A 24089-nucleotide genomic window follows, 5' to 3' on the forward strand; every position below is an offset into this window, starting at 1 on the left:
TTCCTAGCGGCTCGGGGCGGGCGCGGCGGGCGGGGCCGCGCCGGCGACCCGTTCGACCGCGGCCGTTCAGGCGGCGTTCACCAGGCGGACCGGAGCGGGCCGCGCACCGACTTTAACGTTTAAGCCATCCCCGACGAAAGGCCCATCCGCATGTCCTCGCTCCGCACCCGCGTCGCCGCCACGGCCATCGCCGCCGTCGCCGCGCTCACCCTGGCCGGCTGCACCTCGGCCAGCACCGGCACCGGATCCTCGGCCGCCCCGGGCTCCGGCGACACCTCCGCTGGCACGCTCATCACCTACAACTCCCCCTCCTCCTTCGCGAACTTCGGCGCGCTGCTCCAGCAGTTCGGATCCGAGCAGTCGGTCGCCGCGCCCAGCGACACCAAGAACTCCGGCCAGGCGCTCGCCGCGCTCGTGGCCGAGCAGGCCGCGCCCCAGGCCGACGCCGTCTACCTCGGGATCGCGTTCGGGCCGAAGGCCGTCGAGGCCGGCGTGACCGAGGCCTACGAGCCCGCCGGCTTCGACGCGATCCCCGACGGCCTCAAGGATCCCGAGGGTCGCTGGTTCGCCGTGCACACGGGCGCCATCGCCTTCATCTGCAACACCGAGGCGCTCGGCGACGTCCCCTGCCCCACCAGCTGGGCGGATCTGCTCGAGCCGGAGTACCAGGGGATGACCGGGTACCTCGACCCGTCGCAGGCCGCCGTCGGCTACTCGGTCGCCGCGGCCGTGAACCTCGCCATGGGCGGGACGATCGACGACTTCGGCCCCGGCATCGACTACCTGCGGCAGCTCAAGGCCAACGGCGCGGTGACGCCCGTGCAGACCGCCACGGCCAAGGTCGTGCAGGGCGAGATCCCGATCCTCATCGACGCCGACTTCAACGGCTACGCGGCGAAGTACAACGACGGCGCGCCGCTCGACGTCGTGATCCCCGCCGAGGGCTCCCTCCAGGTGCCGTACATCGCGGCGCTCGTGAAGGGCGCCCCGCACCCGGAGCTCGCCAAGGCGTGGCTCGACTACCTGCTCTCCGACCAGGGCCAGTCGACGCTCGCCGGCGGATACGTGCGGCCGATCTCGGGCGACGTGCCCGCGGACGTCGCGGACAAGGTCGAGAGCGCGGAGGACTTCGCGCGCGCGCAGGTCGTCGACTACGCCGCCCTCGCCGAGGCGCAGGCCGGCTTCGTCACCCGGTACCAGGCGGAGGTCCGCTAGACCGTGCCCACGCGACCCCTCCGGGTCGGCTGGGGCGGCCTCGTCGCCGCCCTCCCCGCCCTCGCGCTCCTCGTCTGGTTCCTGCTGCGGCCCCTCGCGGGTCTCGTGATCGACTCGCTGCACCGCACGGTCCTCGGGGTGCGCGAGGGCGGGCTCACCCTCGACAACTACGCGGCGCTCGTGACCGACGACCGGCTCCGCGCCTCCCTCGTCACCACGGTGCTGCTGTCCGTCGGCGTCACCGTCGTGACGCTCGCGATCTGCACGCCCGCCGCCATCACGCTCGCCCGATCCGGGCCACGCACGTCCGCGCTCGTGGACGCCGTGCTCGTCTTCCCGCTCGCGTTCCCGGGCATCGTCATCGGCTTCTTCGTCATCGTCATGCTCGGCCGCAACGGCCTGCTGTCGCAGGCGATCGAGGCGGTCACGGGCGATCCCGGCGGGCGCTGGGCCTACACGGCCGGCGGGCTCGCGGCGGCGTACGTCTACTTCTGCATCCCGCGCGTCATCGGCACGCTGCGCGGCGCCGCGTCGGGGCTGGATCCCGAGCTGACCGCCGTCGCCGCGTCGCTCGGCGCGTTCCCCGCCCGCGTCGCGTGGTCGGTGACGATGCCGCTGCTGCGCGGGCCGCTCCTCGCGGCGGCCGGCGTCTGCATGGCGACCTCGCTCGGGGCGTACGGCACGGCCGCGACGCTGTCCGAGGGGATCCGCGTGCTGCCGCTCGACGTGGCCGACGCGCTCTACAACCAGGGCGACCAGGGCCTCGCGGCCGCGCTCTCCGTGGTGCTCGCGCTGCTCGCGGTGCTGTCGCTCGTGCTGTGCGCAGTCGGGGCGCGGATCGTCGACGGGCGCGGTGCCCGGACCGGCGGCGCGTCGGACGCGCTGGTCGCGTCGGCCGCGCCGGTCGCCGTGCAGCCCGCCGCCTCCGCGGCGCCCACACCCGGTGCCGCCGCCGCTCCCGCCGCCGCCGGCCGGGGGATCCGGTGAGCCGCCGCCCCGGGCACCGCGACCGCGTCGGCCCCGCCGCCCTCGCGCTGTGCGTCGCGTTCGTGCTCATCCCGATCCTCGGGACCATCGCCGTCTCCGTCTCGCCCGACGCGTCCCGCGGGCCGCTCGTCGGCGGGATCACCGCGGACTGGTACGCGATGGCGTGGGAGCTGCTGCGCCCGCGCGTCGGCCCCACGCTCGCCGTGACCGCCGTCGTCCTCGTGCTCGCGCTCGTCGTCGTGCTGCCGCTCTGCCACGCGCTCGCCCGTCGGCTGGTGCCGGGCGGGGCGGTCGTGCGGCAGATCACGATGCTCCCGCTCGCGGTGCCGGGCGTCGCGCTCGGCCTCGCGCTCGCGGCGTCGGATCCCGCGCTCCGCTCGAGCGGCGCCCTCCTCGTGGTCGGCCAGCTGCTCATCGCGCTGCCGTTCCTCGTGGCCGGGCTCGTGCCGTCGCTCGCGTCACCGGAGCTCGTCGAGGCGGAGCGCGTGGCCGCGACCCTCGGCGCGGGACCCGTGCGGCGGCTCGTGACGATCACGCTGCCGGCGATCCGCCTCCCGCTCGCGGCGGCGCTCCTCATGGCCGCGGCGCTGTCCATCGGCGAGTTCAACCTCAGCTTCTTCGTGGTGCCGCCCGCGAACCAGACCGCGCCGTTCGCGCTCTACTCCGCCTTCACCACCCAGCGGCTCGAGCTCGGCGCCGCGGGATCCCTGCTCTTCGGCGTGGCCCTCGTGCCCGCCGCCGTCGCCGCCGCCCTGCTGGCGCGCAACGCCCTCTCCCGGAAGGAGGACGCATGACCCTCATCGACGCCCCGGCCGCCACCGCGACCGCGGCCGCCCCCGTCCCCGCCCTGCGGCTGGAGGGGATCGGGCACCGCTACGGATCCACGCAGGCCGTCGCCGACGTGAGCCTCGAGGTCGCGCCCGGCCGCGTGCTCGCGCTCGTCGGCCCGAGCGGCTGCGGGAAGTCGACGCTGCTCCGGCTCGTGGCGGGCCTCCTCACGCCGTCGAGCGGATCCCTCCACCTCGACGGCGAGGACGCCACCCGCCTCCGCGCCGAGCGCCGCCGCATCGGCTACGTGCCGCAGTCGTACGCGCTGTTCCCGCACCTCAGCGTGCGCGACAACGTGGCGTACGGCCTCCGCGCGCAGCGGGTGCCGCGCGCCGAGCGGGACGAGCGGGTGGATCGCGCGCTCGAGCTCACGCGCATGACCGCGTACGCCGACCGCTCCCCCGCGCAGCTCTCCGGCGGCCAGCGCCAGCGCGTCGCGCTCGCCCGGGCCCTCGCGATCCGGCCGCGCGTGCTGCTCCTCGACGAGCCGCTCTCCGCGCTCGACCCGCAGCTGCGCGACGGCATGCGGCGCGACCTCCGACGCCTGCTCGCCGAGGCCGACTGCTGCACGATCATCGTCACGCACGACCAGGCCGAGGCGCTCGCGCTGGCCGACGAGGTGGCCGTGATGCGCGACGGGCGGCTCGTGCAGCGCGACACCGTCGAGGGCGTGTGGAGCCGGCCCGCGGATCCGTTCGTCGCCGAGTTCGTCGCGGGCGCCGCGGCGCTCCCCGCGCGCGTGGCCGACGGGGAGCTGGTGCTCGCGGACGACTGGCGCATGCCCGTCGCGCCCTTCGCCGTGGACGGCGACGTGCCCGCCGACGGCGCGTGCTTCGCGGTGGTCCGGCCGGTCGGCGGCGCGAGCCTGCACGAGCGGCCGGTCGCGGGATCCCGGCCCGCCGTGGTCGTGGACGTCGAGCCGCGCGGGTCGTCGTGGGCGCTCCGGCTGCGGCTCGCGGGCGACGGATCCGGCGCGGTCGACGGCACCGAGCTCACCGTCTCGAGCGCCGTCCCGCACCTGCCGGGGCACGCCGTGCACCTGCGGCTCGACGCGCCCGGCACCACCGTGCACGCATCCCCCGCCGCGGCACCCGCATCCCCCTGGCCGCCCGCGCCCGCGCGCGGCCGCTCCCGCACGAGAGGACGACGCGCATGACCTGGACCCTCGACATCCTCGGCGTGGCCGCCACCGCGCCCGTCGCCGGATCCGCCGCCAGCGGCTACCTGCTGCGCGGCCCGCACGGCTCGGTCCTGGTGGACTGCGGCCCCGGCATCGTGCGCGAGCTGGCCGAGCGCGGCGCCCTCGACGACCTGGTCGCCGTCGTCGTCACGCACCGGCACGCCGACCACGCGCTGGACCTCGGAGCGCTCGCGTTCCGCCTGCAGTTCCCGCGGCCGCGCGAGCGGCGCGTGCCGCTGTTCCTGCCCGCCGAGAGCCTCGACTACGTGGACTCCTTCGACGCGCTCATCGGGATCCCGACCGTGCCGACGCTGCAGGCCCCGCTGGCGCAGGCCTTCGACGTGCGCGGGCTCGACCTCGCGACGCCCGCGCCGTTCGAGGTCGCGCCAGGCCTCCGGCTCACGGCCTTCGCCGCGCACCACGCGGTGCCGAGCGCGTCGCTGCGCTTCGAGGACGCGGAGACGGGCGCGACGATCGCCTTCTCGAGCGACACCTCCGACTGCCCGGGCCTCCGGGCCGCGGCGCACGAGGTCGACCTGCTCGTCTGCGAGGCCACCTACCTCACGGCCACGCCGCAGGAGCTCGAGGGGCACGGGCACCTGACGGGCCGCGGCGCCGGCGGGGTCGCGTCGGGCGCCCGGGTGGGCACGCTCCTGGTCAGCCACATCGCGGACCCGGCGCTCGCCCCGCGGATCCTCGCCGACGCCGTCGAGGCCGCCGGACCCGCCGTGGCGACGCTGCTCGCCCGTCCGGGCGCGCGCTTCCCGCTCGACCGGCGGACCCCGACGCGGGAGCCGTCCGCCGACCGCTGAGCGACGGATCCGCGGTCGGCCGTTCGGGGGCGTGCGCCTCCGGGCGGCCGGTCGCTAGCCTCCGGGGATGCCCGCCTACGTCCGCCCCGCCATCGACGCGCCGCCCGCGATCGCCGACGACGGCCTCCCCTACGGATCGCGCTGGGACGCCACAGGCACCCCTGCTGAGGACGCCTACACTCGCGTGTCGCACCTCGAGCGGTTCGCGCCGCTGCACGCGGTGGCCGACGCGCTCGTCGCGCACCTCGCGGCGACGCACGCGGTGACGGTCGTGGAGGGCGCGGACCCGTCCCTCGCGGATCCGCACCCCGACGCCGTCCGCTCCGTCCGGCTCGCGCCGCGCGACGGGGCCGGCCGGATCCTCACGCTCGAGTGGACGTCGTTCCCCGGCGTGATGCTGCACTCCGGCCGGCGCATGGCCGAGGCGTTCCCGCCCTGCGGCTGCGACGCGTGCGACGACCGGTGGGAGGACCTCGCCGACTCCCTGGAGGAGGCGGTCCTCCGGGCCGCGGGCCAGCTGCCGCCGCCGCCCGAGCCGTTCGGCGAGCTCGTCCACTGATCCGCCGGGCGGTCGCCGCGCACCCGGCCCGGTCGCCGCTCCCTTGCGTCGCTACGCTCGCGAGGTGACCAGCCCCGGAGACCCCGCCGACCCCGCGGGCGCGCACCCGGGATCCGCCCCCGGCACCACCCCGGCCGGCGTCGAGGCCGCGGTCGTAGACGCGGCGGGATCCACCGAGGCCGCCGCGCCGGATGCGCCGGGCGCCCGCGCCACCGCCGCGGGCGCCGCGCTGCAGGTCGGCACCATCGTGAGCGTCAGCCTCGGGTCGTCGCTCGCCGGGCTCGTGATCCCCGCGGTCGGCCCCGTCCTCGTCGTCGCCGCGCGGCAGGTCATGATGGCCGCGCTCGTGCTGCCCGTGGCGCGCCCCCGCATCCACCGCATGACGCGCGCGCAGCTCGTGCCCGCCGTGATGCTCGGCCTCGCGCTCTCGCTGATGAACCTCTCCTACTACGCCGCGGTCGACCGGCTCGGCCTCGGCATAGCCGCGACCATCGAGTTCCTCGGCCCGCTGTCGATCGCGCTGCTCGCGTCCCGCCGGCTGCTCGACGCGGCGTGCGCGCTCGTGGCGGCCGCGGGCGTCGTCGTGCTCACGGGCCTCGAGGGCCGGATCGACCTGATCGGCCTCGTCTGCGGCGCGACCGCGGCCGTCACCTGGGCCGGCTACATCGTCTTCACGCGGCGGGTGGCCGAGCGGCTGCCGGGCTTCCAGGGGATCGCGGTCGCCAGCATCGTGAGCCTCGTCGTGCTGGTGCCGTGGGCGCTCCTCACGCTCGACGTCGCGGCGCTCGACGGGCGGATCCTCGGCCTGCTCGTGGCGATCGGCCTGCTGTCGTCCGCCGTGCCCTACTCGCTCGACACCGTGATCCTCCGCCGCATCACCCCGCGGCTGTTCGCCGTGCTCACGAGCCTCAGCCCGGTGGTCGCGGCGATCCTGGGCGTGATCGTGCTGCGCGAGACGCTGTCGCCCGTGCAGCTCGGCGCGATCGTCGTCGTGTGCGTCGCCGCGGGCGTGGCCATCGCGACGCGGGCGCCGTCGGGACCCGCCGCGCCCCGCGCGCCGCGCGGACGCCGGACGCGATCGCGCCCGGCCGCGTCGTAGGGCGGCCGGGCGCGGATCGGGTCGACGCCGTATCGAGGTCAGCGCGCCCCGAGCTCCGTCAGCACCTCGGCGAGCTGGCCGACGGCCCAGACGAGGTCGTCCTCCTCCACCACGATGGGCGGCGCGAGCCGGATCGTGGAGCCGTGCGTGTCCTTCGCGAGCACGCCGCGCTCGGCGAGCCGCTCGCAGACCGCGCGGCCGGTCGCGAGCGCGGGGTCGATGTCGATGCCGGCCCAGAGACCGCGACCGCGCACCGCCAGCACGCCGTGGCCGACGAGGTCCGCGAGCCGCGCGTGCAGCACGGCGCCGAGGCGACGCGCGCGCTCCTGCGGCTCGCCCGACGCGAGCATGTCGACCACCGCGTGGCCCACGGCCGCGGCGAGCGGGTTGCCGCCGAACGTCGATCCGTGCTGCCCCGGCTGGATGACGCCGAGCACGTCCGCGTCCCCGACGACCGCGGAGACGGGCACGATGCCGCCGCCGAGCGCCTTGCCGAGGAGGTACAGGTCCGGCACGACGCCGGCGTTGTCGCACTCGAAGGTCGCGCCCGTGCGGCCGAGTCCCGACTGGATCTCGTCGGCGATGAACAGCACGTCCTCGCGCGTGCAGATCCGCCGCACGTCCTGCAGGTAGCCGTCCGGCGGCACGACGATGCCCGCCTCGCCCTGGATCGGCTCCACGAGCACGGCGACCGTGTCCCCGTCGATCGCGGCCTCGAGCGCCGCGGCGTCGCCGTACGGCACGGTCACGAACCCGGGGGTGAACGGCCCGAAGTCGGCGCGCGCCTCCTCGTCGTCGCTGAAGCTCACGATGGTGGTGGTGCGGCCGTGGAAGTTCCCGGCCATCACGATGATCTTCGCCCGGCCCGCGGCCACGCCCTTCACGCGGTAGCCCCAGGCGCGCGCGACCTTGATCCCGGACTCCACGGCCTCCGCGCCCGTGTTCATCGGCAGGACCATGTCCTTGCCCGCGAGCTCGGCGAGCGCCGTGACGAAGGGCCCCAGCCTGTCGTTGTGGAACGCGCGGCTCGTGAGCGTGATCCGCCCGAGCTGCTCGGTCGCGGCCCGCACGAGGTCGGGGTGCGAGTGCCCGAAGTTCACGGCCGAGTAGGCGGCGAGGCAGTCGAGCAGGCGCCGGCCGTCGAGGTCGGTGACCCAGGCGCCCTGCCCGGACGCGACGACGACGGGCAGCGGGTGGTAGTTGTGCGCGGCGTGCGCCTCCTCGGCGTGGATGGCCAGGGCGCCGGCGTCGGATGCGGCGGGGCGGTCGAGGGTGTCGGTCATGGCGGGCCTACTTCCGCAGCTCGAGCGTGCAGCACTTCACGCCGCCGCCGCCGAGCAGCAGCTCGGACAGGTCGACGCCGATGGGGTTGTAGCCGCGCTCCCGCAGCGACGCCTCGAAGCCGACCGCCTTCTCGGCGATGACGACGTTGAAGCCGTCGCTGTAGGAGTTGAGGCCGAGGATCGAGGCGTCCTGCTCGCTCACCTCGACGGCGTCGGGGTAGCGGCGCTCGATCTCGTCGAGGCTGTCCGCGTCGAACGCGCTCGGGAGGTAGGCGATGTTCGTGTCGTCGAGCACCGCGATCGCGGTGTCCAGGTGGTAGAACGACGGGTTCACGAGGCGCAGGGTCACGACCTCGCGGTCGAAGATCCGGGCCACCTCGGCGTGGCTGGTGCTGTCGCTGCGGAAGCCGGTGCCGGCGAGGATGGTGTCGCCGACGAGGAGGATGTCGCCCTCGCCCTCGTTGACCTGCTCGGGCACGCGGACGTCGAAGCCGGCCTCGCGGAACCAGTCCATGTACGCGGGGCCCTCGGGCTGGCGCTCCGGGTGCTGGAAGGCGGCGCCGTACGCGATGCCGTCGAGCGTGAAGCCGCCGTTGGCCGCGTAGACCATGTCGGGCAGGCCGGCGATCCCGTCGATGAGGTCCACCTGGAAGCCGAGGCCCACGTACGCGTCGTAGAGGGTCTGCCACTGGCGGACCGCGAGGGACGTGTCGGTCGGGACGGCGGGATCCATCCACGGGTTGATCTTGTAGACCACGTCGAAGTGGTCCGGCCGGCACATGAGCACGCGCTTCGCGACGGGTGTGCGACCGGGTGCGGTCTCGGTGGGCCGAGGGAGGGTGGAGGGCATGGTGCTCCTGCTTCGTGCGGCGCGCCGGGTGGCGCGGTCGTGGAGGCGGACGATGTCCCAGAGCCCCGAGGGGACGCCTTCCGGACAGCCTGCCACGCGGATCACGCCCGTTCACCCGGTGGCCACGCGGATTCCGCGCGTGGGGACCCGGTCGCACGCACGATCCCGCCGTAGGCTCGGCGCATGGACAACCTCGACCACCGGATCATCGACCTCCTCCGCCAGAACGGACGCGCGGGGTACGGGGACATCGGCGGGACGGTGGGCCTCTCGGCCAGCGCGGTGAAGCGACGGGTCGACCGGCTGGTGGCCGACGGCGTGATCCGCGGCTTCACGATCCAGGTCGACCCCGCGGTCGACGGCCTCAGCACCGAGGCCTACGTGGAGCTCTTCTGCCGCGGGACGGTCGCGCCCGACGAGCTGCGCCGGATCCTCCAGGGCGTGCCCGAGGTGGTGGACGCGGGCACCGTCACGGGCGACGCGGACGCCATCGTCCGGATCCGCTCCCGCGACATCCCGAGCCTCGAGGACGCCCTCGAGAAGGTGCGCCTCGCCCCGAACGTCGACCACACGCGCAGCGCGATCGTGCTGTCGCGGCTGGTGAACCGGACGCTCGAGTAGCGGCAGGCGCTAGGAGAAGAGCGCCACCAGGATCACGACGTAGATGACGACGAAGAGGGCCGGGATCACGTAGCGGATCAGGTTCGTGATGCCCTCGGAGGCGACGACCGCGCGGGCCGCGTGCGAGGTCGCGCCGAGGTCGCGCAGGTCGCGGGCGATGGCGATGGCCTGCGAGTTGACGGAGAACTGGACGGCGGATCCGAGCACGCCCGTCGCGAGCAGGATGAGCGCGGCCGCGAGGCGCGTGCCGAGGTCGGCGTCGGCGAGGCCGGTGCGGAGCAGGACCACCGTGGAGGTGAGCAGGAAGATCGGTCCGAGCTGGCTCGTGATCATCTGCTTGCGGGCGCGCGACCACATCGTGATCAGCTCGAGCTCGGACATGCGGATCCTCCCGTCGGCGGCCGGTGCGCCGCCCTCCCATCCTCCCCCGCCGAGGGCGTGCGCAGCGCGTGCCGCCGCGCATGTCGCGCCGGGGGACGCTCCGCGGATCGCTAGCCTCGGCGCATGGATCCCGCGCCCGGCTATCGCATCGACCCGGGCCAGGCGGCCCCGCCCTACGAGCAGCTCCGCGCGGAGATCGCGCGCCGGGCCTCCGACGGCGAGCTGCCGGTCGGTTCGCGGCTGCCGACCGTGCGGGCGCTCGCGGAGCAGGCCGGCGTCGCCGTGAACACGGTGGCGCGGGCCTACAAGGAGCTCGAGGCCGACGGGGTCATCGAGACGCGCGGTCGCGCCGGGTCGTTCGTCGCCGCGCAGGACGACGTGCCCGCCGCGCTCCGGGCGGCGGCGGTCGCGTACGCGCAGCTCGCCGGCCGCCTGGGCGTGGCGGACGACGAGGCGCGCCGGGTGGTGGACGCGGCGCTCGCGGCCGGCTGACGGATCCGCGGGGCCGGGCGGCGACGCCGGGTCGCCCGGATTCCACCTCCCGTTCACCCGGAGGCCCGACAGTGCTCACGCCGCCCGATCCGAACGGAGACCACATGCCCGAGTCCTCCCCGGAGGCGGCGACGCCGCACGACGACGCCCAGCGCGTGCTGGATCGGGCCGACGCCGTCACGCCGCCGCGCACGCTCGTCGACGTGCTCCGGGCGACGGTCGCCGCGCACCCGGACGCGTCCGCGATCCAGGACGCCGACGGCGCGCTCAGCTACCGCGAGCTCATGGCGCGCGTGGTGCAGGTGGCGGCGTCGCTGCGGGAGGCGGGCGTGGGGAAGGGCGACCGCGTCGGGATCCGCATGCCGTCGGGATCCCGCGACCTCTACGTCACCGTGCTCGGCGTGCTCGCGGCCGGCGCCGCCTACGTGCCGGTGGACGCGGACGACCCCGACGAGCGCGCCCACCTGGTGTTCGGCGAGGCGCGCGTCGCGGGCGTCGTGACGTGCACGGGCGAGTTCACGCCGCGCGCCGAGACCGCCGCCGCCGACTCTGCGGCCGCCGCGCTCCGGATCCTCCCCGCCGCCGCCGCGCACGCCTCCACCTCCGCGCTGCCGCTCGTCGCGCCGCCCGCGCCCGAGGACGACGCGTGGGTCATCTTCACCTCCGGATCCACCGGCACCCCCAAGGGCGTCGCCGTCTCGCACCGCTCGGCCGCGGCCTTCGTCGACGCCGAGGCGCGCCTCTTCCTCCAGGAGGAGCCGATCGGGCCGGGCGACCGCGTGCTCGCCGGCCTCTCCGTCGCGTTCGACGCGTCGTGCGAGGAGATGTGGCTCGCCTGGCGCCACGGCGCGTGCCTCGTGCCGGCGCCGCGCAGCCTCGTCCGCAGCGGCATGGACCTCGGGCCCTGGCTCACGACGCACGGCGTGACGATCGTGTCGACCGTGCCGACGCTCGCGGCGCTGTGGCCCGCGGAGTCGCTCGAGAACGTGCGGCTGCTCATCTTCGGCGGCGAGGCCTGCCCGCCCGAGCTCGGCCAGCGGCTCGCCACGGATGGCCGCGAGGTCTGGAACACGTACGGCCCCACCGAGGCGACCGTCGTCGCGTGCGCGGCGCCGCTCGGCGGGCCGGGTCCCGTGCGCATCGGCCTGCCGCTCGACGGCTGGACCCTCGCGGTCGTGGATCCGGAAGGCGCGCGCGTCCCCGAGGGCGGCGTCGGCGAGCTGATCATCGGCGGGGTCGGGCTCGCGCGCTACCTGGATCCCGCCAAGGACGCCGAGAAGTACGCCCCCTTCCCCGCGCTCGGCTGGGACCGCGCCTACCGCTCGGGCGACCTCGTGCGCTTCGAGGCGGATGGCCTCGTGTTCCAGGGCCGCGCCGACGACCAGGTGAAGGTCGGCGGCCGGCGCATCGAGCTCGGCGAGATCGAGGCGGCGCTGCAGGCGCTCGACGACGTGCAGGGCGCCGCAGTCGCCGTGCAGACGACGGGCGCCGGCAACCCGGTGCTCGTCGGCTACCTCGTGCCGCGGGATCCCGCGACCTTCTCGCGCGAGGACGCCGTGCAGCGCCTCCGCGTCGCGCTGCCGGCCGCGCTCGTGCCGCTCATCGGCGTCGTCGAGTCGCTGCCCACGCGCACCTCCGGCAAGGTCGACAGGGCCGCGCTCCCCTGGCCGCTGCCCGGCGCCGCGGGCGACGACGGCGCCGACCTCGACGCCGAGCTGCGCCCGCTCGCGGAGATGTGGTCGGCGGCGCTCGGCACGCCCGTCGCGAGCGCCGACGCGAACTTCTTCGACCTCGGCGGCGGATCCCTGTCGGCCGCCCAGCTCGTGGCCCGGATCCGCACCGTCGACCCCGAGTTCACGGTCGCCGACGTCTACGCGCACCCGCGCCTCGGCGCCATGCAGGCCGCCATCGCCGGGCGCGCGCCGCGGGCGGAGCGCAGCGGGCCGCGCGTGGACGTGACGCCGACGCCGCGTCGCACCCAGTGGATCCAGACCCTCCTCGGCGCGCCGCTCCTCGCCCTGCAGAGCCTCCGCTGGCTCGCGCTGCTCCTCACCGCGAGCGCGCTGCTGCGGCCGCTCGGCGGGTTCGACGCGCTGCCGTCCGTGCCGCTCGGCCTCCTCGTCCCGGGTCTCCTCCTGTTCGCGACGCCGTTCGGCCGCATGGCGATCTCCGCGGTCGCCGCCCGGCTGCTCCTCCGCGGGCTCGAGCCGGGCGACCACCCGCGCGGCGGCCGCTGGCACCTGCGGATCTGGCTGGCCGAGCAGATCGCGCAGCAGATCGGCGCGGTCGGGCTCGCGGGCGCGCCGTGGATCACGTACTACGCCCGGGCACTCGGCGCGCGCATCGCCGACGACGTCGACCTGCACACGCTGCCGCCCGTCACGGGCATGCTCCGCATCGGCAGGGGCGCCTCCGTCGAGCCCGAGGTGGACCTCTCCGGGTACTGGATCGACGGCGACACCGTGCGCGTCGGCGCGGTCCGCATCGGCGCGGGCTCCACGGTCGGCACCCGCTCCACGCTCCTGCCGGGCACGCGCATCGGCAAGGGCGCGGAGATCGCGCCGGGCTCGGCCGTGTTCGGCCGCGTGCCGTCGGGCCAGCGCTGGGCCGGATCCCCCGCCGCGCGCGAGGGCAAGGCCCGCGTCTGGTGGCCCGACCACCGGCCGCCGCGCAACACGCGCTGGGTCGCGGCCTACGGCGCCGCCTCGGTCGGGACCGCGCTCGTGCCCGTCGTGGCGTTCGTCGCGGGCGGCGGGATCCTCGCGGCGGCGATCCGCGGATCCGCCGACCTCGGCGACGCGTGGTGGCGCGGCCTCGGCGCGCTCGTGCCCGCGGTGCTCGTGACCGGGATCGTGCTCGCGCTGCTGGTGGTCGGATCCGTGCGCCTCCTCGGCCTCGGCGTGACCGAGGGCATCCACGCCGTGCGGAGCCGCGTCGGCTGGCAGCTCTGGACCACCGAGCGCCTGCTCGACCTCGCGCGCACCGTGCTCTTCCCCCTCTACGCCGGCCTCTTCACGCCCGTGTGGCTGCGGCTGCTCGGCGCGCGCGTCGGCAAGGACGTCGAGGCGTCGACCGTGCTGCTGATCCCCGCCATGACCACGATCCGCGACGGCGCCTTCCTCGCCGACGACACGCTCGTCGCCGGCTACGAGCTCGGCGGCGGGTGGATGCGCGTCGCCCGCGCCGAGATCGGCCAGCGCGCGTTCCTCGGCAACTCCGGCATGGCGGGCCCCGGTCACAAGGTGCCGAAGGACGGCCTCGTCGCCGTGCTCTCGGCCGCACCCACGAAGTCGAAGTCCGGATCCTCCTGGCTCGGCTCCCCGCCCGTCCGGCTCCGGCGCACCGTCGCCGCGGCCGACGACTCGCGCACGTTCCGGCCGCCGACGCGCCTGCGCGTGGCCCGGATCCTCTGGGAGCTGCTGCGCGTCGTGCCCGTCCTCGTGACCTGCGCGATCGGCCTCGCCGTGCTCGTGACGCTCGCCGCGCTCACGGAGGCGTGGGGCCCGCTCGTCGCGTTCCTCCTCGGCGGCGTGGTGCTGCTCGTGGCCGGGGCGGTCGCGGCGGGCATCTCGACGGCAGCGAAGTGGATCCTCATCGGCCGCATCCGTGCGGAGGAGCACCCGCTGTGGTCGTCGTTCGTGTGGCGCAGCGAGGTGTCGGACGTCTTCACCGAGATGGTCGCCGCGCCGTGGTTCGCGTCGTCGGCCGCCGGCACGCCCGCGCTCGTCTGGTGGCTGCGGAGCCTCGGCGCGCGCATCGGATCCGGCGTGTGGTGCGACTCGCACTGGCTGCCCGAGGCCGACCTCGTGACGCTCGGGGACGCGTCCACGATCAACCGCGGCTGTGTCGTGCAGACGCATCTGTTCCATGATCGGATCATGAGCATGGACACCGTCACCCTCGACGCCGGTGCGACCCTCGGGCCGCACAGCGTCATCCTCCCCGCGGCGCGCATCGGCCCGCAGGCGACCGTGGGGCCCGCGAGCCTCGTGATGCGCGGGGAGCTCGTGCCCGAGGCCAGCCGCTGGAGCGGCAACCCGATCGGCCCGTGGCGCGAGGTGACGCTCGGCCGCTACCTGCCCGCGACGCCCGGCGCGTCCGCCGCCACCGCTCCCGCCGACCCCGCCGCGCGCGCGACCGCCGGTCGCCGGTGAGGGCCGCGGCCGGCCCCGCGTCCGGCGACGACTACACCCCCGAGGTCGGATCCTCCGCGTACGCGGTCGAGCGCTACGACCTCGACCTCGACTACCGCGTGGCCCGCAACCGCCTCAAGGCGCGCGCCGTGATCACCGCGGTCGCGCGCGAGATCCTCCCCCGCTTCGAGCTCGACCTCACGGGCCTCCGCGCGGGCGACGTGCGCGTCGACGGCCGCCGCGAGACCCGGCACGTGCAGCGCGGCGGGCGCCTCGTCGTGACGCCCGCGGCGCCCATCCCCGCGGGCGCGACGTTCACGGTCGACGTCGCCTACTCCGGCGAGCCGGGCCCCCGCCGCACCGTCTGGGGCGAGCTGGGCTGGGAGGAGCTCGGCGACGGCGTGCTCGTGGCGTCGCAGCCGAGCGGCGCGTCCACCTGGTTCCCGTGCAACGACCGGCCGGACGACCGGGCCCGGTTCCGGATCCGCGTCGCGTGCGAGGTCGACTACTCCGTCATCGCGAGCGGCCGGCTCGTCTCCCGCCTCGAGCGCTCGGGCCGCGCGACCTGGACCTACGAGCAGGACGCGCGCACCGCGCCGTACCTCGCGACCGTGCAGATCGGCCGGTACGCCGAGCGGCGCGTGCCCGCGGGATCCACCGAGGCGGTCTTCGCGTACCCGAAGCCGCGCGAGGCCCGCGTGCTGCAGGACCTCGCGCTCGTGCCGCGCATGATGGCGTTCTTCGAGACGCTGTTCGGGCCGTACCCGTTCGGCGAGTACCGCGTGGTGGTCACGGACGACGAGCTGGAGATCCCTCTCGAGGCGCAGGCGATGGCGGTGCTCGGGGCCAACCACGCCGACGGCACGGGCGGATCCGAGCGGCTCGTCGCCCACGAGCTCGCGCACCAGTGGTTCGGCAACCAGGTGGGCCTCGCGTCGTGGCAGCACATCTGGCTCAACGAGGGCTTCGCCTGCTACGCCGAGTGGCTGTGGTCGGAGGAGTCCGGCGGGCCGACCGCGGACCAGCTCGCGCGGCAGCACCATTCGCGCCTCGCCCGCGACGGCACGCAGCTCGGCATCGGAGATCCGGGTCCCGAGTCGATGTTCGACGACGTGGTCTACAAGCGCGGCGCCCTCGCCCTGCACGCGCTGCGGCTGACGCTCGGCGACGCCTCGTGGCGGGAGCTGCTGCTCAAGTGGACGGATCCGGCGTGGACGGATCCGCGCACCACGGACGACCTCGTGACCGCGGCCGGCGACGCGGGCGCGCTGCTGCGGGCGTGGCTCGCGGACGGGCCGCTGCCGCAGCTGCCGCGGGTGGGGCGGCGCTGACGGGTCAGACGTCGGATCCGGGTCCGGCCGGGCTCGGGATCCGCACGTCGAGCTCCCCGAGGCCGCGTCGCGCGACCGCCGTGACCAGGCCAGGCCCGAGGTCCGCGTCGACAACGCGGTAGCGGGCGGGCTCGTCGTCGATCCACCCGACGGTCCCGTGCCCGTCGTCCTCGAAGTGGACGAGCGACGGCTCGACCCGGAGCCCGCGCCCGTCGGCCTTCAGCACGGCCTCGATCCGCACCCACTCGCCGAGCGGTGTCCCGGGCGGCGCCTCCCGGCCGCGGGGCTCGGCGTCGACCCCGATCGGCCCGCAGGCGCTGACCGCGACGACGACGAGGGCGCCCGCGTGCGCGACGCTCGCGTGCAGGGCGTCGAGCGCGCGGGATCCGCCGAGCACCGGCCGCCCGTGGTCGCCGCCGCACGTGGCGCAGCGGGCGCGGACGGTGACGTCGGCGGGATCCGCGCCCACGATCTCCGCGGCGAGCGCGCGGAGGGCGGCGCGGCCGGCGGCGGTGCGGGCGGCGGCGGTGCGGGCGGGGCGATCGGCAGACGCGTCGACAGGGATGCGAGCGACGAGCACGGCATCGTGCGTCATGATCCGCCGGGAGTGCCCGAGCCCGGCGGATCCGCGGGGAGCACGCCCTCGTCCACCTCCGACACGGTCGGTCGCGCCGGTCTCCGCAGCGCGTTCACCCATGCCAGCACGACCGCGGCGACCGCAAGCCCGATCACGGCGAGCGTGATCCAGCGCGTGAAGCCGCTCGTCGACGCCCCGAGCAGCGCCCCGACGAACGTCACGGCGACGTCGACGAGGAGGAGCACGACCGCGATGATCCCCACGACGAGGGCGTAGCCGTCCAGCGGGCCCGCGGGTCCCGGGAGCGGCCCCGGCGTCGGCGGAGTCGCCCTGCGCGACAGCAGCTCCCGCTGCACCGGGATCCGCGCCGCCAGCAGGCGTGCATCGTCCGGGATCGGCGCGGCGGGCAGGTGCAGGAACCCGCGCACGTCCCCGCCGACCGGATACGAGGCCGCGAAGAGCCGCGCGGTGCGGTCGCGCTCGTACGTGGTCGTCCAGCCGGGGAACACGATGCCCCACCGGCCGGCCTGGTCATGCGTGCCGTCGTCGCGGTACCACTCCGCGAGGAGACGCCGGGCGGCCCGCTCGTCGGGATGCGCCTCCACGCGCGACCGCAGCGACTGGATCCCCTTGGCGCGCTCGCCGTCGCTCCGCATCACCGTGGCGCGCGCGATCGCCCCGGCCTCGTCCATCCGCTCATCGTGGCAGGCGGTCGGCGCGAGCGCATCCGCCCCCCCGGTGCGCGGGACACGGCGCTCAGTCCAGGTCGCGCGCCAGCCTCTCGTCCGTCTCCGTCGCCTGCCGGGTGACGCCCGCGTCGTCGACGTACGCGTACGTCGTGGTCGTCGTCTCCCCCGTGCCGCGGTAGCCGAGCCGCCCGTAGAGCGCGCGGGCCCGCGGGTTGTCGAGGCCGACGCCGACCGCGAGGCGTCCGGGGGCGATGCGCTCCTCGGCCGCGCGGATGATCGCCGTGCCGATCCCCCGGCCGCGCTCCGCCGCGTCCACCTGCAGGTTCCGCAGCTCGGGCACGTCGCCGCGGAGGTCGAGCTGGCCGGCGCCCACGGGACGGTCGCCGTCCCAGGCCACGAGCAGCGTGGATCCGCCCGCCTCCTGCAGCGCCCACATCGCGCGCGCGAAGCCGTGGCCGGGCGGCTCGTCGCGTTCGAGCCGCCCGACCTCCGAGGCCGCGAGCGCGCGGACCTCGATCGCGGTCACCTAGATGACCGCCTCGCTCCAGTCGTCCGGGTTGCCGAAGCGGTGGGCCGTGATGCTGATGGCCTGCTCGCGCAGGAACGTGAGCATCTCGACGCGGCCGGCCGCCGTGACCTCGTCGGCGAAGACCGCGACGTCGGGCGTGCCGCGGAGCGCGTCGGACAGGGCCCGCGCCTCCACGAGCCGCGCGTCCCGGGCGGCGACGAGCCGCACGCGCTCCGTCGCGATCCCGGACGCCGCCACTCGGGCGAGCCACGCGTCGTCCGTCTCGATGGTCACGTGCACGCTCGGCAGGTCCTCGAGCACCTGGCCGAGGCCGGCCGGGAGGATCCCCGGCACCGACACGTGCATCTCCGCGCGCGCGAGGCGACCGGCCGCGAGCACGCGCAGCAGGTCGGCGAGCGCGCCCGACTCCGTGAGGCGCACCGTGACGGGCAGCGGACGGTAGCGGAACAGGTTCCGCTCCACGCCGAGGCCGCTCGGGTCCTTCACCTGGCCGAACTCCTCGTGCCAGGCGACCGCGTCGCTGAGCGCCGAGCGGCGGACGAGGTCGAAGTCCTCGTAGCGGATGGCGGGCTGCGCCGACTCGATCAGCTCCGTGACCCGCGGCGCGAGCCCGCGCAGGTGCAGCGAGCTCGAGTGCCGGCCCTCGTCGGAGACCCAGGAGCCGAGGCCCATGAGGTAGTTCGGGCCGCCGGCCTTGGTGCCGGATCCGACCGAGGAGCGCTTCCAGCCGCCGAACGGCTGGCGCTGCACGATCGCGCCCGTGATCCCGCGGTTCACGTAGAGGTTGCCGGCCTCCACGGTCTCGAGCCACTGCTCGAGCTCGCGTGCGTCGAGGCTGTGCAGGCCCGCGGTGAGGCCGTAGGGGATGGCGTTCTGGAAGCGGATGGCCTCCTCGAGCGTGCGGGCGCGCATCACGCCGAGCACGGGGCCGAAGAACTCGGTGAGGTGGAAGTACGACCCGGGCTTCACGCCGTCGCGGACGCCCGGGGACCAGAGGCGGCCGGTCACGTCCTTCGCCTCCGGCTCGACGAGCCACTTCTCGCCGACGCCCAGCTGCGTGAGCGCGTGCTTGAGCTTGCCCGCGGCGGGCTCGATGATCGGGCCCATCTGCGTGGTGGGATCCGACGGGTAGCCGACCCGCAGCGACGACACGGCGTCGGTGAGCTGCGTGAGGAACCGGCGCGACCTGCCGACCGAGCCCACGAGGATCACGAGGCTCGCCGCCGAGCACTTCTGGCCGGCGTGGCCGAACGCGCTCTTCACGACGTCGGCCGCGGCCAGGTCGAGGTCGGCGCTCGGGGTCACGATGATGGCGTTCTTGCCGCTGGTCTCGGCGAGGAGCGGGAGGTCGCTCTTCCAGGAGCGGAAGACCTCGGCGGTCTCGTAGCCGCCCGTGAGGATCACGCGGTCGACCGCCGGGTGCGAGATGAGGTGCTCGCCGAACTCGGCCTCGCCCGCGTCGACGAGCGCGAGCAGCTCGCGCGGCACGCCGGCCTCCCGGAGCGCCTCGACCAGCACGGCGCCGGAGCGGCGGGCCTGGCCGGCCGGCTTCACGACCACGCCGCTGCCGGAGGCGAGGGCCGCGAGCATGCTGCCCGCGGGGATCGCGACGGGGAAGTTCCACGGCGGCGCCACGACGGTCACGCGCGACGGCACGAAGCGGGCGCCCTGCACCCGGTCGAGGTCGCGGGCGCGCTCGGCGTAGTAGTGCGCGAAGTCCACGGCCTCGCTGACCTCGGGGTCGGCCTCGGCGATCGTCTTGCCGGTCTCCGACGCCATGACCTCGATGAGGCGCGCGCGGTTGCGCTCGATCGCGACGCCCACGCGGTGCAGGAGGGCGGCGCGCTGGTCTCCGGGGCGGGCGCCCCAGGACGCGGCGGCCGTGCGGACGCCGTCGATGAGGTCGTCGAGCTGGTCGGTGGAGTCGATGCGGGCGGCCTCGATGGTCGCGACGCCGAGCTGCGAGGCCTCGACGCGCGCCAGGATCTCGCGGCCCCAGGCGCGGTTCGTCGGCAGCGCCGGATCCGTGTCCGCCGCGTTGTGGAACGGCGTCGTGGACGCGTCCGGGTCGACGAGCGCGTCGGGCGTCAGCAGCGAGCCGCGCGTGAAGCCCATCACCACGCTCGTGAGCTGCGGGTCGACCTCCTCCTCGAGCTCCTCCGGCGTCTGGGGCTCGGCGAGCGGATCCACGTCGTCGAGCTCCGGCGGGAACCGTCGGTCCTGCGTGCGGTTCGGCGCCGGGATCGCGTCGTCGACGCCCGCGAGCGACGCCCGGAAGCGCGACTCCTCGCGCGCGAACAGCTCAGCTGACGTGCTCAGCTCGAACACCGCCGACATGAAGTTCTCCTGGCTCGCGTTCTCCTCCAGGCGGCGGATGAGGTACGAGATGGCCACGTCGAACTCGGTCGGGTGCACGACGGGCGTGTAGAGGAGGAGGCCGCCGACCGTGCGCTTCACGGCCTCGGCCTGACCGGTCGCCATGCCGAGCAGCATCTCGAACTCGATCCGGTCGGTGACGCCGCGCTCCTCGGCGAGCAGCCACGCGTAGGCGACGTCGAAGAGGTTGTGGCCGGCGACGCCGACCTTCACGGCGTCGGCCGCCGCGGGGGCGAGCGCGTGCTCGAGCATGCGCTTGTAGTGCGTGTCGGTCTGCTCCTTGGTGGCCCAGGTGGCGACGGGCCAGTCGTGCATGCGGGCGTCGACCTGCTCCATCGCGAGGTTCGCGCCCTTGACGATGCGGACCTTGATGGGCGCCCCGCCCGCCGCGCGCCGCTGCTGCGCCCACGCCGTGAGCCGCTGCAGCCCGGCGAGCGCGTCGGGCAGGTACGCCTGCAGCACGATCCCGGCCTCGAGGCCCTTCAGCTGCGGCTGGTCGAGCACGCGCGTGAACACCTCGATGGTGAGGTCGAGGTCCTTGTACTCCTCCATGTCGAGGTTGATGAACTTCGGGGTCGCGGCCTTCGACGCCAGCTCGTACAGCGGGGTGAGGCGCTCGACGACCTTGTCGACGGCCTCGTCGAACGCCCACATCGACAGCTGCGAGACGACGCTCGACACCTTGATGGAGACGTAGTCCACGTCGTCGCGGGCGAGCAGCTCGCGCGTGCCCGCGAGGCGGCGCGCGGCCTCCTTCTCGCCGAGGACGGCCTCGCCGAGCAGGTTGAGGTTGAGGCGGGATCCGCCCTCGCGCAGCTTGGCGATGGCCGGGCCGAGCTTCTCGCTCGTCGCGTCGACGATGAGGTGGCCGACCATCTCGCGCAGCACGCGGCGCGCGACGGGCACGACGACCTGGGGCAGGACGGGGCCGAGGATGCCGCCCGCGCGGATCGCGCCCTGCATGTACCAGGGCAGGAAGCCGGGGGTCTTGGCGGTGAGCGCGGCGAGGCTGTTGCCGGCGACCGGCAGGTCCTCGGGGCGGACGACGCGGTCGACGAAGCCGATGGTGAAGTCGAGGCCGTTCTCGTCCTTGAGGACGCCCGCGAGGCGCTCGGCGGAGGGATCCGCGGGGTGCTGCGCCGCCTCGGCGAGCCACGTGCGCACGAGGGCGACGGACCGGTCGGCGAGCGCCTCGCGGTCCGGGGCGGCGGGGGCGCCGTCCATCGTCGGGATCTGCGCGGTCTCGGGGGCGGATGCGGTCTCGGCGGTCATGCGGGAACCTCTTCGTCTCGGGTGGGCCGGAGCCCCGTCGTCGGCCGCGCTGCGGGCGCGTCCTCCCAGTGTGCGACCATGCTCTCATCGGATGCGCTGAACGTTTCCGATGATCATCGTGCGGCCCTGCCGATGATTCCACGCTCGGCCGCGATCCCCGGGAGGCGCACGTGCTCGAGATGCGACGCCTGCGGCTCCTGCGCGAGCTCAAGCTCCGCGGCACGATCGGCGCGGTCGCCGACGCGCTGTCGTTCAGCCCGTCGTCGGTGTCGCAGCAGCTGTCGCAGCTGGAGCGGGAGGCCGGCGTCACGCTCCTGCGCCGGGTCGGCCGACGGGTGGTGCTCACGCCGCAGGCCGAGATCCTCGTGGAGCACACGACGGCCCTGCTCGAGCGGCTGGAGCGGGCCGAGACCGAGGTCAACGCGTCGCTCGCGAACGTGTCCGGCACCATCCGCATGGCCGCGTTCCAGTCGGCGCTGCTCGCGCTCGTGCCGCCGGCGCTCACGATCCTGCGGGACGACTACCCGGACCTGCGGGTGGAGATCACGATGCGCGAGCCCGAGTCGGGCCTGCACGACGTGTGGGCGCGCGACCACGACCTCGTCATCGCCGAGCAGTACCCGGCGCACGCGGCGCCGCGGCCCGCTGACCTCGACCGCGAGGAGCTGTGCGTGGATCCGCTCCGCCTCGGCCTCCCGCCGGGCCGCGACGACGTCCGCTCCATCTCCGACGCGCGCCGCCTGCCGTGGGTGATGGAGCCCGCCGGCACGGCGTCCCGCCACTTCGCCGAGCAGGTGTGCCGCGTCGCGGGCTTCGAACCCGACGTCCGCTACGTGACGGCCGACCTGCAGGCGCACATCGACCTGGTGCGCGGCGGGCACGCCGCCTCCGTGCTGCCGGACCTCGTGTGGGCCGGGCGCGAGCCCGACGTGCGGCTGATCGGCCTGCCCGGGTCGCCGCGGCGCACCGTGTTCACGTCGTCGCGCGTGGGCAGCCTCGACCGGCCGGGGATCCGCGCGTGCCGTGACGCCCTGGCGCGCGCCGTCGAGGTCATGGGGCACGGCGCGGGCTGACGCGCGGTCGAGCGCGCAGCTGGGCGCGGACGACGACGGGCCCGGATCCGCTCGGGATCCGGGCCCGTCGTGGCGGGGCGTGCGGTCAGGCGGCGGGCGGGCCGCCCTCGCGCGGAGCGTCCCCGTCGCCGTCGCCCGTCACCGACGCCGCGGCGCTCGCGGCCGGCTTCCGCCGCCCGGTCACCACGATGAGCACGACGGCGGCCGCCGCGAGCACGACGATCCCGATGCCCACGCCGACGATGACGCCGAGGTAGGGCGCGATGCCCTGCTCCTGCCCGGCCGCGGTGCCCGGATCCGTCGACGACGAGCCGGAGCCGTCGGAGGTCGCGCCGGATCCGGCCGCCCCCTCCTCGGCCGCCGCGCAGCCCGGGCCGTCGGGCGTGCCCGCTGCGGCCGTCGCGCCCGCGGGCGCCTGGTACGTGAACGCGATGGAGTCGGAGACGGGGTGCCCGTCCGCCGAGACCACGCGCCACGTGACCGTGTACTGCCCGGATCCGCCGAGCGCGACGGGCACCGACACGGTGCGCCCGGAGTTCGTGGCGCAGCCGGTCTCGAAGTGCGTGCCCTGCGCGTCCGGTCCCGTCACCTGCACGATGGACGAGCCGCCCGCAGCGGACGCGGAGCCGGACGACGCGTCGCCGCCCGGAGCGCCGAGGTCGAGGATGACGTCGTTGAACGTCAGCGTGACCTCCGACGGCGGCGCGTCGACGGTGGATCCGGCCGCGGGCGAGCTCGACACGAGGTAGTCGTGCGCGGACGCCGGCAGCGCGCCGTCCGGGCCGCTCCCCTGCGCCAGCCCGACCAGCGCCAGCGCGCCCGTCGCGAGCGCGGCGCCGGCGACCGCCGCGGCGAGCCGCCGTCGCGCCCTCGCCGGACGCCCGGCGCCCGTCCGGATCCGTCCTCCGGGCGTCACGCCTGGCCGCCGCCCTCGCGGCGCACGCGGGTGAGGGCGAACACCGCGACCACGAGGGCCACCGCGCCGAGGGCGAGGCCGCCTACGGCGAGGCCGACCGCGACCGCGCTGCTCGTGGCGCTGGTGTCCGACGCCGCCGTGGTGACGGTCGCGTCGGGCGCCGCGGTGGTCGTCATCGCGCTCATGGAGTCGGCGGGCGGGGCGTCGTCCACGTAGAGCGTGGGCGCGGGGTGCTCCGGCTCCTCGCCGGAGGCCGGGGTCGCCTGGTCCCAGTCGACGACGGATCCGTCCGAGTAGCCCTGGTGCGCCGGGAGCGTGATGCTGCCGGTGTCGGGCACGGGTCCGACGGAGATCGTGAAGCGCTGGAACTCGCCGGCCGTGAGCCCCACGCCGTCGTCGGCCGTCCACTTGACCTCGATGGGCGCGTCCGTGATGGTCGCGTCGTCCGTCTTCACGGGGGTGTCGAGCTTCTCGGTCGTGACCGTGGAGGTCCAGCCGGGGACGGGCTCGGTGGAGAGGCTCGAGAACGGGGTGTCCTTCGGGAGGTCGACCGTGACGCTCGTGGTCGTCGCGGTCGCGGACTCGGTGGGGACCTTGAAGGTCAGCGTGCTGTAGCTGCCGGCGGCCGCCTGGTCGGGCGAGACGCGCACGTGCGCGGAGGCCGCGAGCGGCACGGCGACGGCGAGCGCGACGCCGCCGACGAGCGCGGTGGCCGAGCGGAGGATCCGGCGGCGGGGGGCGGGGGTGGATGAGCGGGTCATGGCATGTCCTGTTCCGGGCCGCGCGGGGCGGCCCCGGGAGCGGGCGCGGCGGTGCCGTCGCCCGGTGAGGGAGAGAGGTGGGGCGGGCGATGCGCGGGCATCGCGTCCGCGGCGCGAGCGGGCTC

21 protein-coding genes are annotated in these 24089 nt (G+C 75.6%); 12 read left to right on the forward strand and 9 right to left on the reverse strand.

The window, feature by feature from the left end; all coding sequences use genetic code 11:
* Positions 1–150 precede the first annotated feature (150 nt).
* From FGI33_RS10280 to FGI33_RS10310, 7 genes are all read left to right on the forward strand, one after another.
* Entirely contained in the window at positions 151–1215 is a 1065-nt protein-coding gene (locus tag FGI33_RS10280; RefSeq protein ID WP_119435262.1) for an extracellular solute-binding protein, read from the forward strand.
* A 3-nt stretch (positions 1216–1218) separates the two neighbouring features.
* Positions 1219–2202, forward strand: coding sequence for an ABC transporter permease (locus tag FGI33_RS10285; RefSeq protein ID WP_119435261.1), 984 nt, complete (start codon positions 1219–1221; stop codon positions 2200–2202).
* Positions 2199–2996 (forward strand): ABC transporter permease, encoded by a 798-nt coding sequence (locus FGI33_RS10290; protein ID WP_119435260.1) that lies wholly within the window; start codon positions 2199–2201, stop codon positions 2994–2996. The genes FGI33_RS10285 and FGI33_RS10290 overlap by 4 nt, the downstream gene beginning before the upstream one ends.
* Positions 2993–4186, forward strand: a complete 1194-nt coding sequence (locus FGI33_RS10295) for an ABC transporter ATP-binding protein (RefSeq protein ID WP_237581829.1) — start codon at positions 2993–2995, stop codon at positions 4184–4186. Before FGI33_RS10290 ends, FGI33_RS10295 begins: the two co-directional genes overlap by 4 nt.
* Positions 4183–5022, forward strand: coding sequence for an MBL fold metallo-hydrolase (locus tag FGI33_RS10300; RefSeq protein ID WP_237581830.1), 840 nt, complete (start codon positions 4183–4185; stop codon positions 5020–5022). The genes FGI33_RS10295 and FGI33_RS10300 overlap by 4 nt, the downstream gene beginning before the upstream one ends.
* 67 nt (positions 5023–5089) lie before the next feature.
* Positions 5090–5581 (forward strand): DUF6226 family protein, encoded by a 492-nt coding sequence (locus FGI33_RS10305; RefSeq protein ID WP_119435749.1) that lies wholly within the window; start codon positions 5090–5092, stop codon positions 5579–5581.
* Between the two features lie 64 nt (positions 5582–5645).
* Positions 5646–6680 carry an EamA family transporter gene (locus FGI33_RS10310; RefSeq protein ID WP_237581831.1) on the forward strand — a complete coding sequence of 345 codons (1035 nt, stop codon included), beginning with the start codon at positions 5646–5648 and terminating at the stop codon, positions 6678–6680.
* A 38-nt stretch (positions 6681–6718) separates the two neighbouring features.
* Here FGI33_RS10310 and rocD read toward each other — a convergent pair whose 3' ends face one another.
* Entirely contained in the window at positions 6719–7963 is a 1245-nt protein-coding gene (rocD, locus tag FGI33_RS10315; protein WP_237581832.1) for an ornithine--oxo-acid transaminase, read from the reverse strand.
* 7 nt (positions 7964–7970) lie between these two features.
* Positions 7971–8813 (reverse strand): dimethylargininase, encoded by an 843-nt coding sequence (gene ddaH, locus FGI33_RS10320; RefSeq protein ID WP_119435304.1) that lies wholly within the window; start codon positions 8811–8813, stop codon positions 7971–7973.
* 183 nt (positions 8814–8996) lie between these two features.
* On the opposite strand from ddaH, the gene FGI33_RS10325 reads away from it, so the two are divergent.
* Positions 8997–9434 (forward strand): Lrp/AsnC family transcriptional regulator, encoded by a 438-nt coding sequence (locus FGI33_RS10325; protein WP_011931848.1) that lies wholly within the window; start codon positions 8997–8999, stop codon positions 9432–9434.
* 9 nt (positions 9435–9443) lie between these two features.
* Here FGI33_RS10325 and FGI33_RS10330 read toward each other — a convergent pair whose 3' ends face one another.
* The gene (locus tag FGI33_RS10330; RefSeq protein WP_119435305.1) at positions 9444–9815 is read right to left on the reverse strand and encodes a hypothetical protein; all 372 of its coding nucleotides are present in this window, start codon (positions 9813–9815) and stop codon (positions 9444–9446) included.
* A 123-nt stretch (positions 9816–9938) separates the two neighbouring features.
* On the opposite strand from FGI33_RS10330, the gene FGI33_RS10335 reads away from it, so the two are divergent.
* From FGI33_RS10335 to FGI33_RS10345, 3 genes are all read left to right on the forward strand, one after another.
* Complete coding sequence (locus FGI33_RS10335) at positions 9939–10307, forward strand: GntR family transcriptional regulator (RefSeq protein ID WP_204587118.1); 369 nt, start codon at positions 9939–9941, stop codon at positions 10305–10307.
* A 104-nt stretch (positions 10308–10411) separates the two neighbouring features.
* Complete coding sequence (locus FGI33_RS10340; RefSeq protein WP_237581833.1) at positions 10412–14461, forward strand: Pls/PosA family non-ribosomal peptide synthetase; 4050 nt, start codon at positions 10412–10414, stop codon at positions 14459–14461.
* On the forward strand, positions 14458–15771 hold the full coding sequence (locus FGI33_RS10345) for a M1 family metallopeptidase (RefSeq protein WP_237581834.1): 1314 nt from the start codon (positions 14458–14460) through the stop codon (positions 15769–15771). Before FGI33_RS10340 ends, FGI33_RS10345 begins: the two co-directional genes overlap by 4 nt.
* Positions 15772–15775: 4 nt before the next feature.
* Here FGI33_RS10345 and FGI33_RS10350 read toward each other — a convergent pair whose 3' ends face one another.
* From FGI33_RS10350 to FGI33_RS10365, 4 genes are all read right to left on the reverse strand, one after another.
* On the reverse strand, positions 15776–16366 hold the full coding sequence (locus tag FGI33_RS10350) for a 4'-phosphopantetheinyl transferase family protein (RefSeq protein ID WP_237581835.1): 591 nt from the start codon (positions 16364–16366) through the stop codon (positions 15776–15778).
* A complete protein-coding gene (locus FGI33_RS10355) occupies positions 16363–17040 on the reverse strand; it encodes a DUF6584 family protein (protein ID WP_119434642.1) in 678 nt (225 codons plus the stop codon). Before FGI33_RS10355 ends, FGI33_RS10350 begins: the two co-directional genes overlap by 4 nt.
* A 64-nt stretch (positions 17041–17104) precedes the next feature.
* Complete coding sequence (locus tag FGI33_RS10360; protein WP_119434641.1) at positions 17105–17563, reverse strand: GNAT family N-acetyltransferase; 459 nt, start codon at positions 17561–17563, stop codon at positions 17105–17107.
* Entirely contained in the window at positions 17564–21214 is a 3651-nt protein-coding gene (locus tag FGI33_RS10365; RefSeq protein WP_119434640.1) for a proline dehydrogenase family protein, read from the reverse strand. It abuts the gene before it with no gap.
* A 170-nt stretch (positions 21215–21384) separates the two neighbouring features.
* On the opposite strand from FGI33_RS10365, the gene FGI33_RS10370 reads away from it, so the two are divergent.
* Entirely contained in the window at positions 21385–22287 is a 903-nt protein-coding gene (locus tag FGI33_RS10370) for a LysR substrate-binding domain-containing protein (protein ID WP_237581836.1), read from the forward strand.
* 85 nt (positions 22288–22372) lie between these two features.
* Here the strand turns inward: FGI33_RS10370 and FGI33_RS10375 are convergent, their stop codons facing one another.
* Positions 22373–23203: a copper resistance CopC family protein gene (locus FGI33_RS10375; RefSeq protein WP_237581837.1), complete on the reverse strand. Its 831-nt coding sequence runs from the start codon at positions 23201–23203 to the stop codon at positions 22373–22375.
* A complete protein-coding gene (locus tag FGI33_RS10380; protein ID WP_237581838.1) occupies positions 23200–23964 on the reverse strand; it encodes a YcnI family copper-binding membrane protein in 765 nt (254 codons plus the stop codon). The genes FGI33_RS10375 and FGI33_RS10380 overlap by 4 nt, the downstream gene beginning before the upstream one ends.
* Positions 23965–24089 lie beyond the last annotated feature (125 nt).

It is taken from the genome of Clavibacter phaseoli (genome assembly GCF_021922925.1).
In the GTDB taxonomy this organism is placed as follows: domain Bacteria; phylum Actinomycetota; class Actinomycetes; order Actinomycetales; family Microbacteriaceae; genus Clavibacter; species Clavibacter phaseoli.

Bases quoted from the DNA above. Each gene is read 5' to 3' on its own strand.
- FGI33_RS10340 (WP_237581833.1), top strand. From the start codon at position 10,412: ATGCCCGAGTCCTCCCCGGAGGCGGCGACGCCGCACGACGACGCCCAG.
- FGI33_RS10295 (WP_237581829.1), top strand. From the start codon at position 2,993: ATGACCCTCATCGACGCCCCGGCCGCCACCGCGACCGCGGCCGCCCCC.
- FGI33_RS10380 (WP_237581838.1), bottom strand. From the start codon at position 23,964: ATGACCCGCTCATCCACCCCCGCCCCCCGCCGCCGGATCCTCCGCTCG.
- FGI33_RS10365 (WP_119434640.1), bottom strand. From the start codon at position 21,214: ATGACCGCCGAGACCGCATCCGCCCCCGAGACCGCGCAGATCCCGACG.
- FGI33_RS10335 (WP_204587118.1), top strand. From the start codon at position 9,939: ATGGATCCCGCGCCCGGCTATCGCATCGACCCGGGCCAGGCGGCCCCG.
- ddaH (WP_119435304.1), bottom strand. From the start codon at position 8,813: ATGCCCTCCACCCTCCCTCGGCCCACCGAGACCGCACCCGGTCGCACA.
- FGI33_RS10355 (WP_119434642.1), bottom strand. From the start codon at position 17,040: ATGGACGAGGCCGGGGCGATCGCGCGCGCCACGGTGATGCGGAGCGAC.
- rocD (WP_237581832.1), bottom strand. From the start codon at position 7,963: ATGACCGACACCCTCGACCGCCCCGCCGCATCCGACGCCGGCGCCCTG.
- FGI33_RS10325 (WP_011931848.1), top strand. From the start codon at position 8,997: ATGGACAACCTCGACCACCGGATCATCGACCTCCTCCGCCAGAACGGA.
- FGI33_RS10350 (WP_237581835.1), bottom strand. From the start codon at position 16,366: ATGACGCACGATGCCGTGCTCGTCGCTCGCATCCCTGTCGACGCGTCT.
- FGI33_RS10280 (WP_119435262.1), top strand. From the start codon at position 151: ATGTCCTCGCTCCGCACCCGCGTCGCCGCCACGGCCATCGCCGCCGTC.
- FGI33_RS10330 (WP_119435305.1), bottom strand. From the start codon at position 9,815: ATGTCCGAGCTCGAGCTGATCACGATGTGGTCGCGCGCCCGCAAGCAG.
- FGI33_RS10300 (WP_237581830.1), top strand. From the start codon at position 4,183: ATGACCTGGACCCTCGACATCCTCGGCGTGGCCGCCACCGCGCCCGTC.
- FGI33_RS10305 (WP_119435749.1), top strand. From the start codon at position 5,090: ATGCCCGCCTACGTCCGCCCCGCCATCGACGCGCCGCCCGCGATCGCC.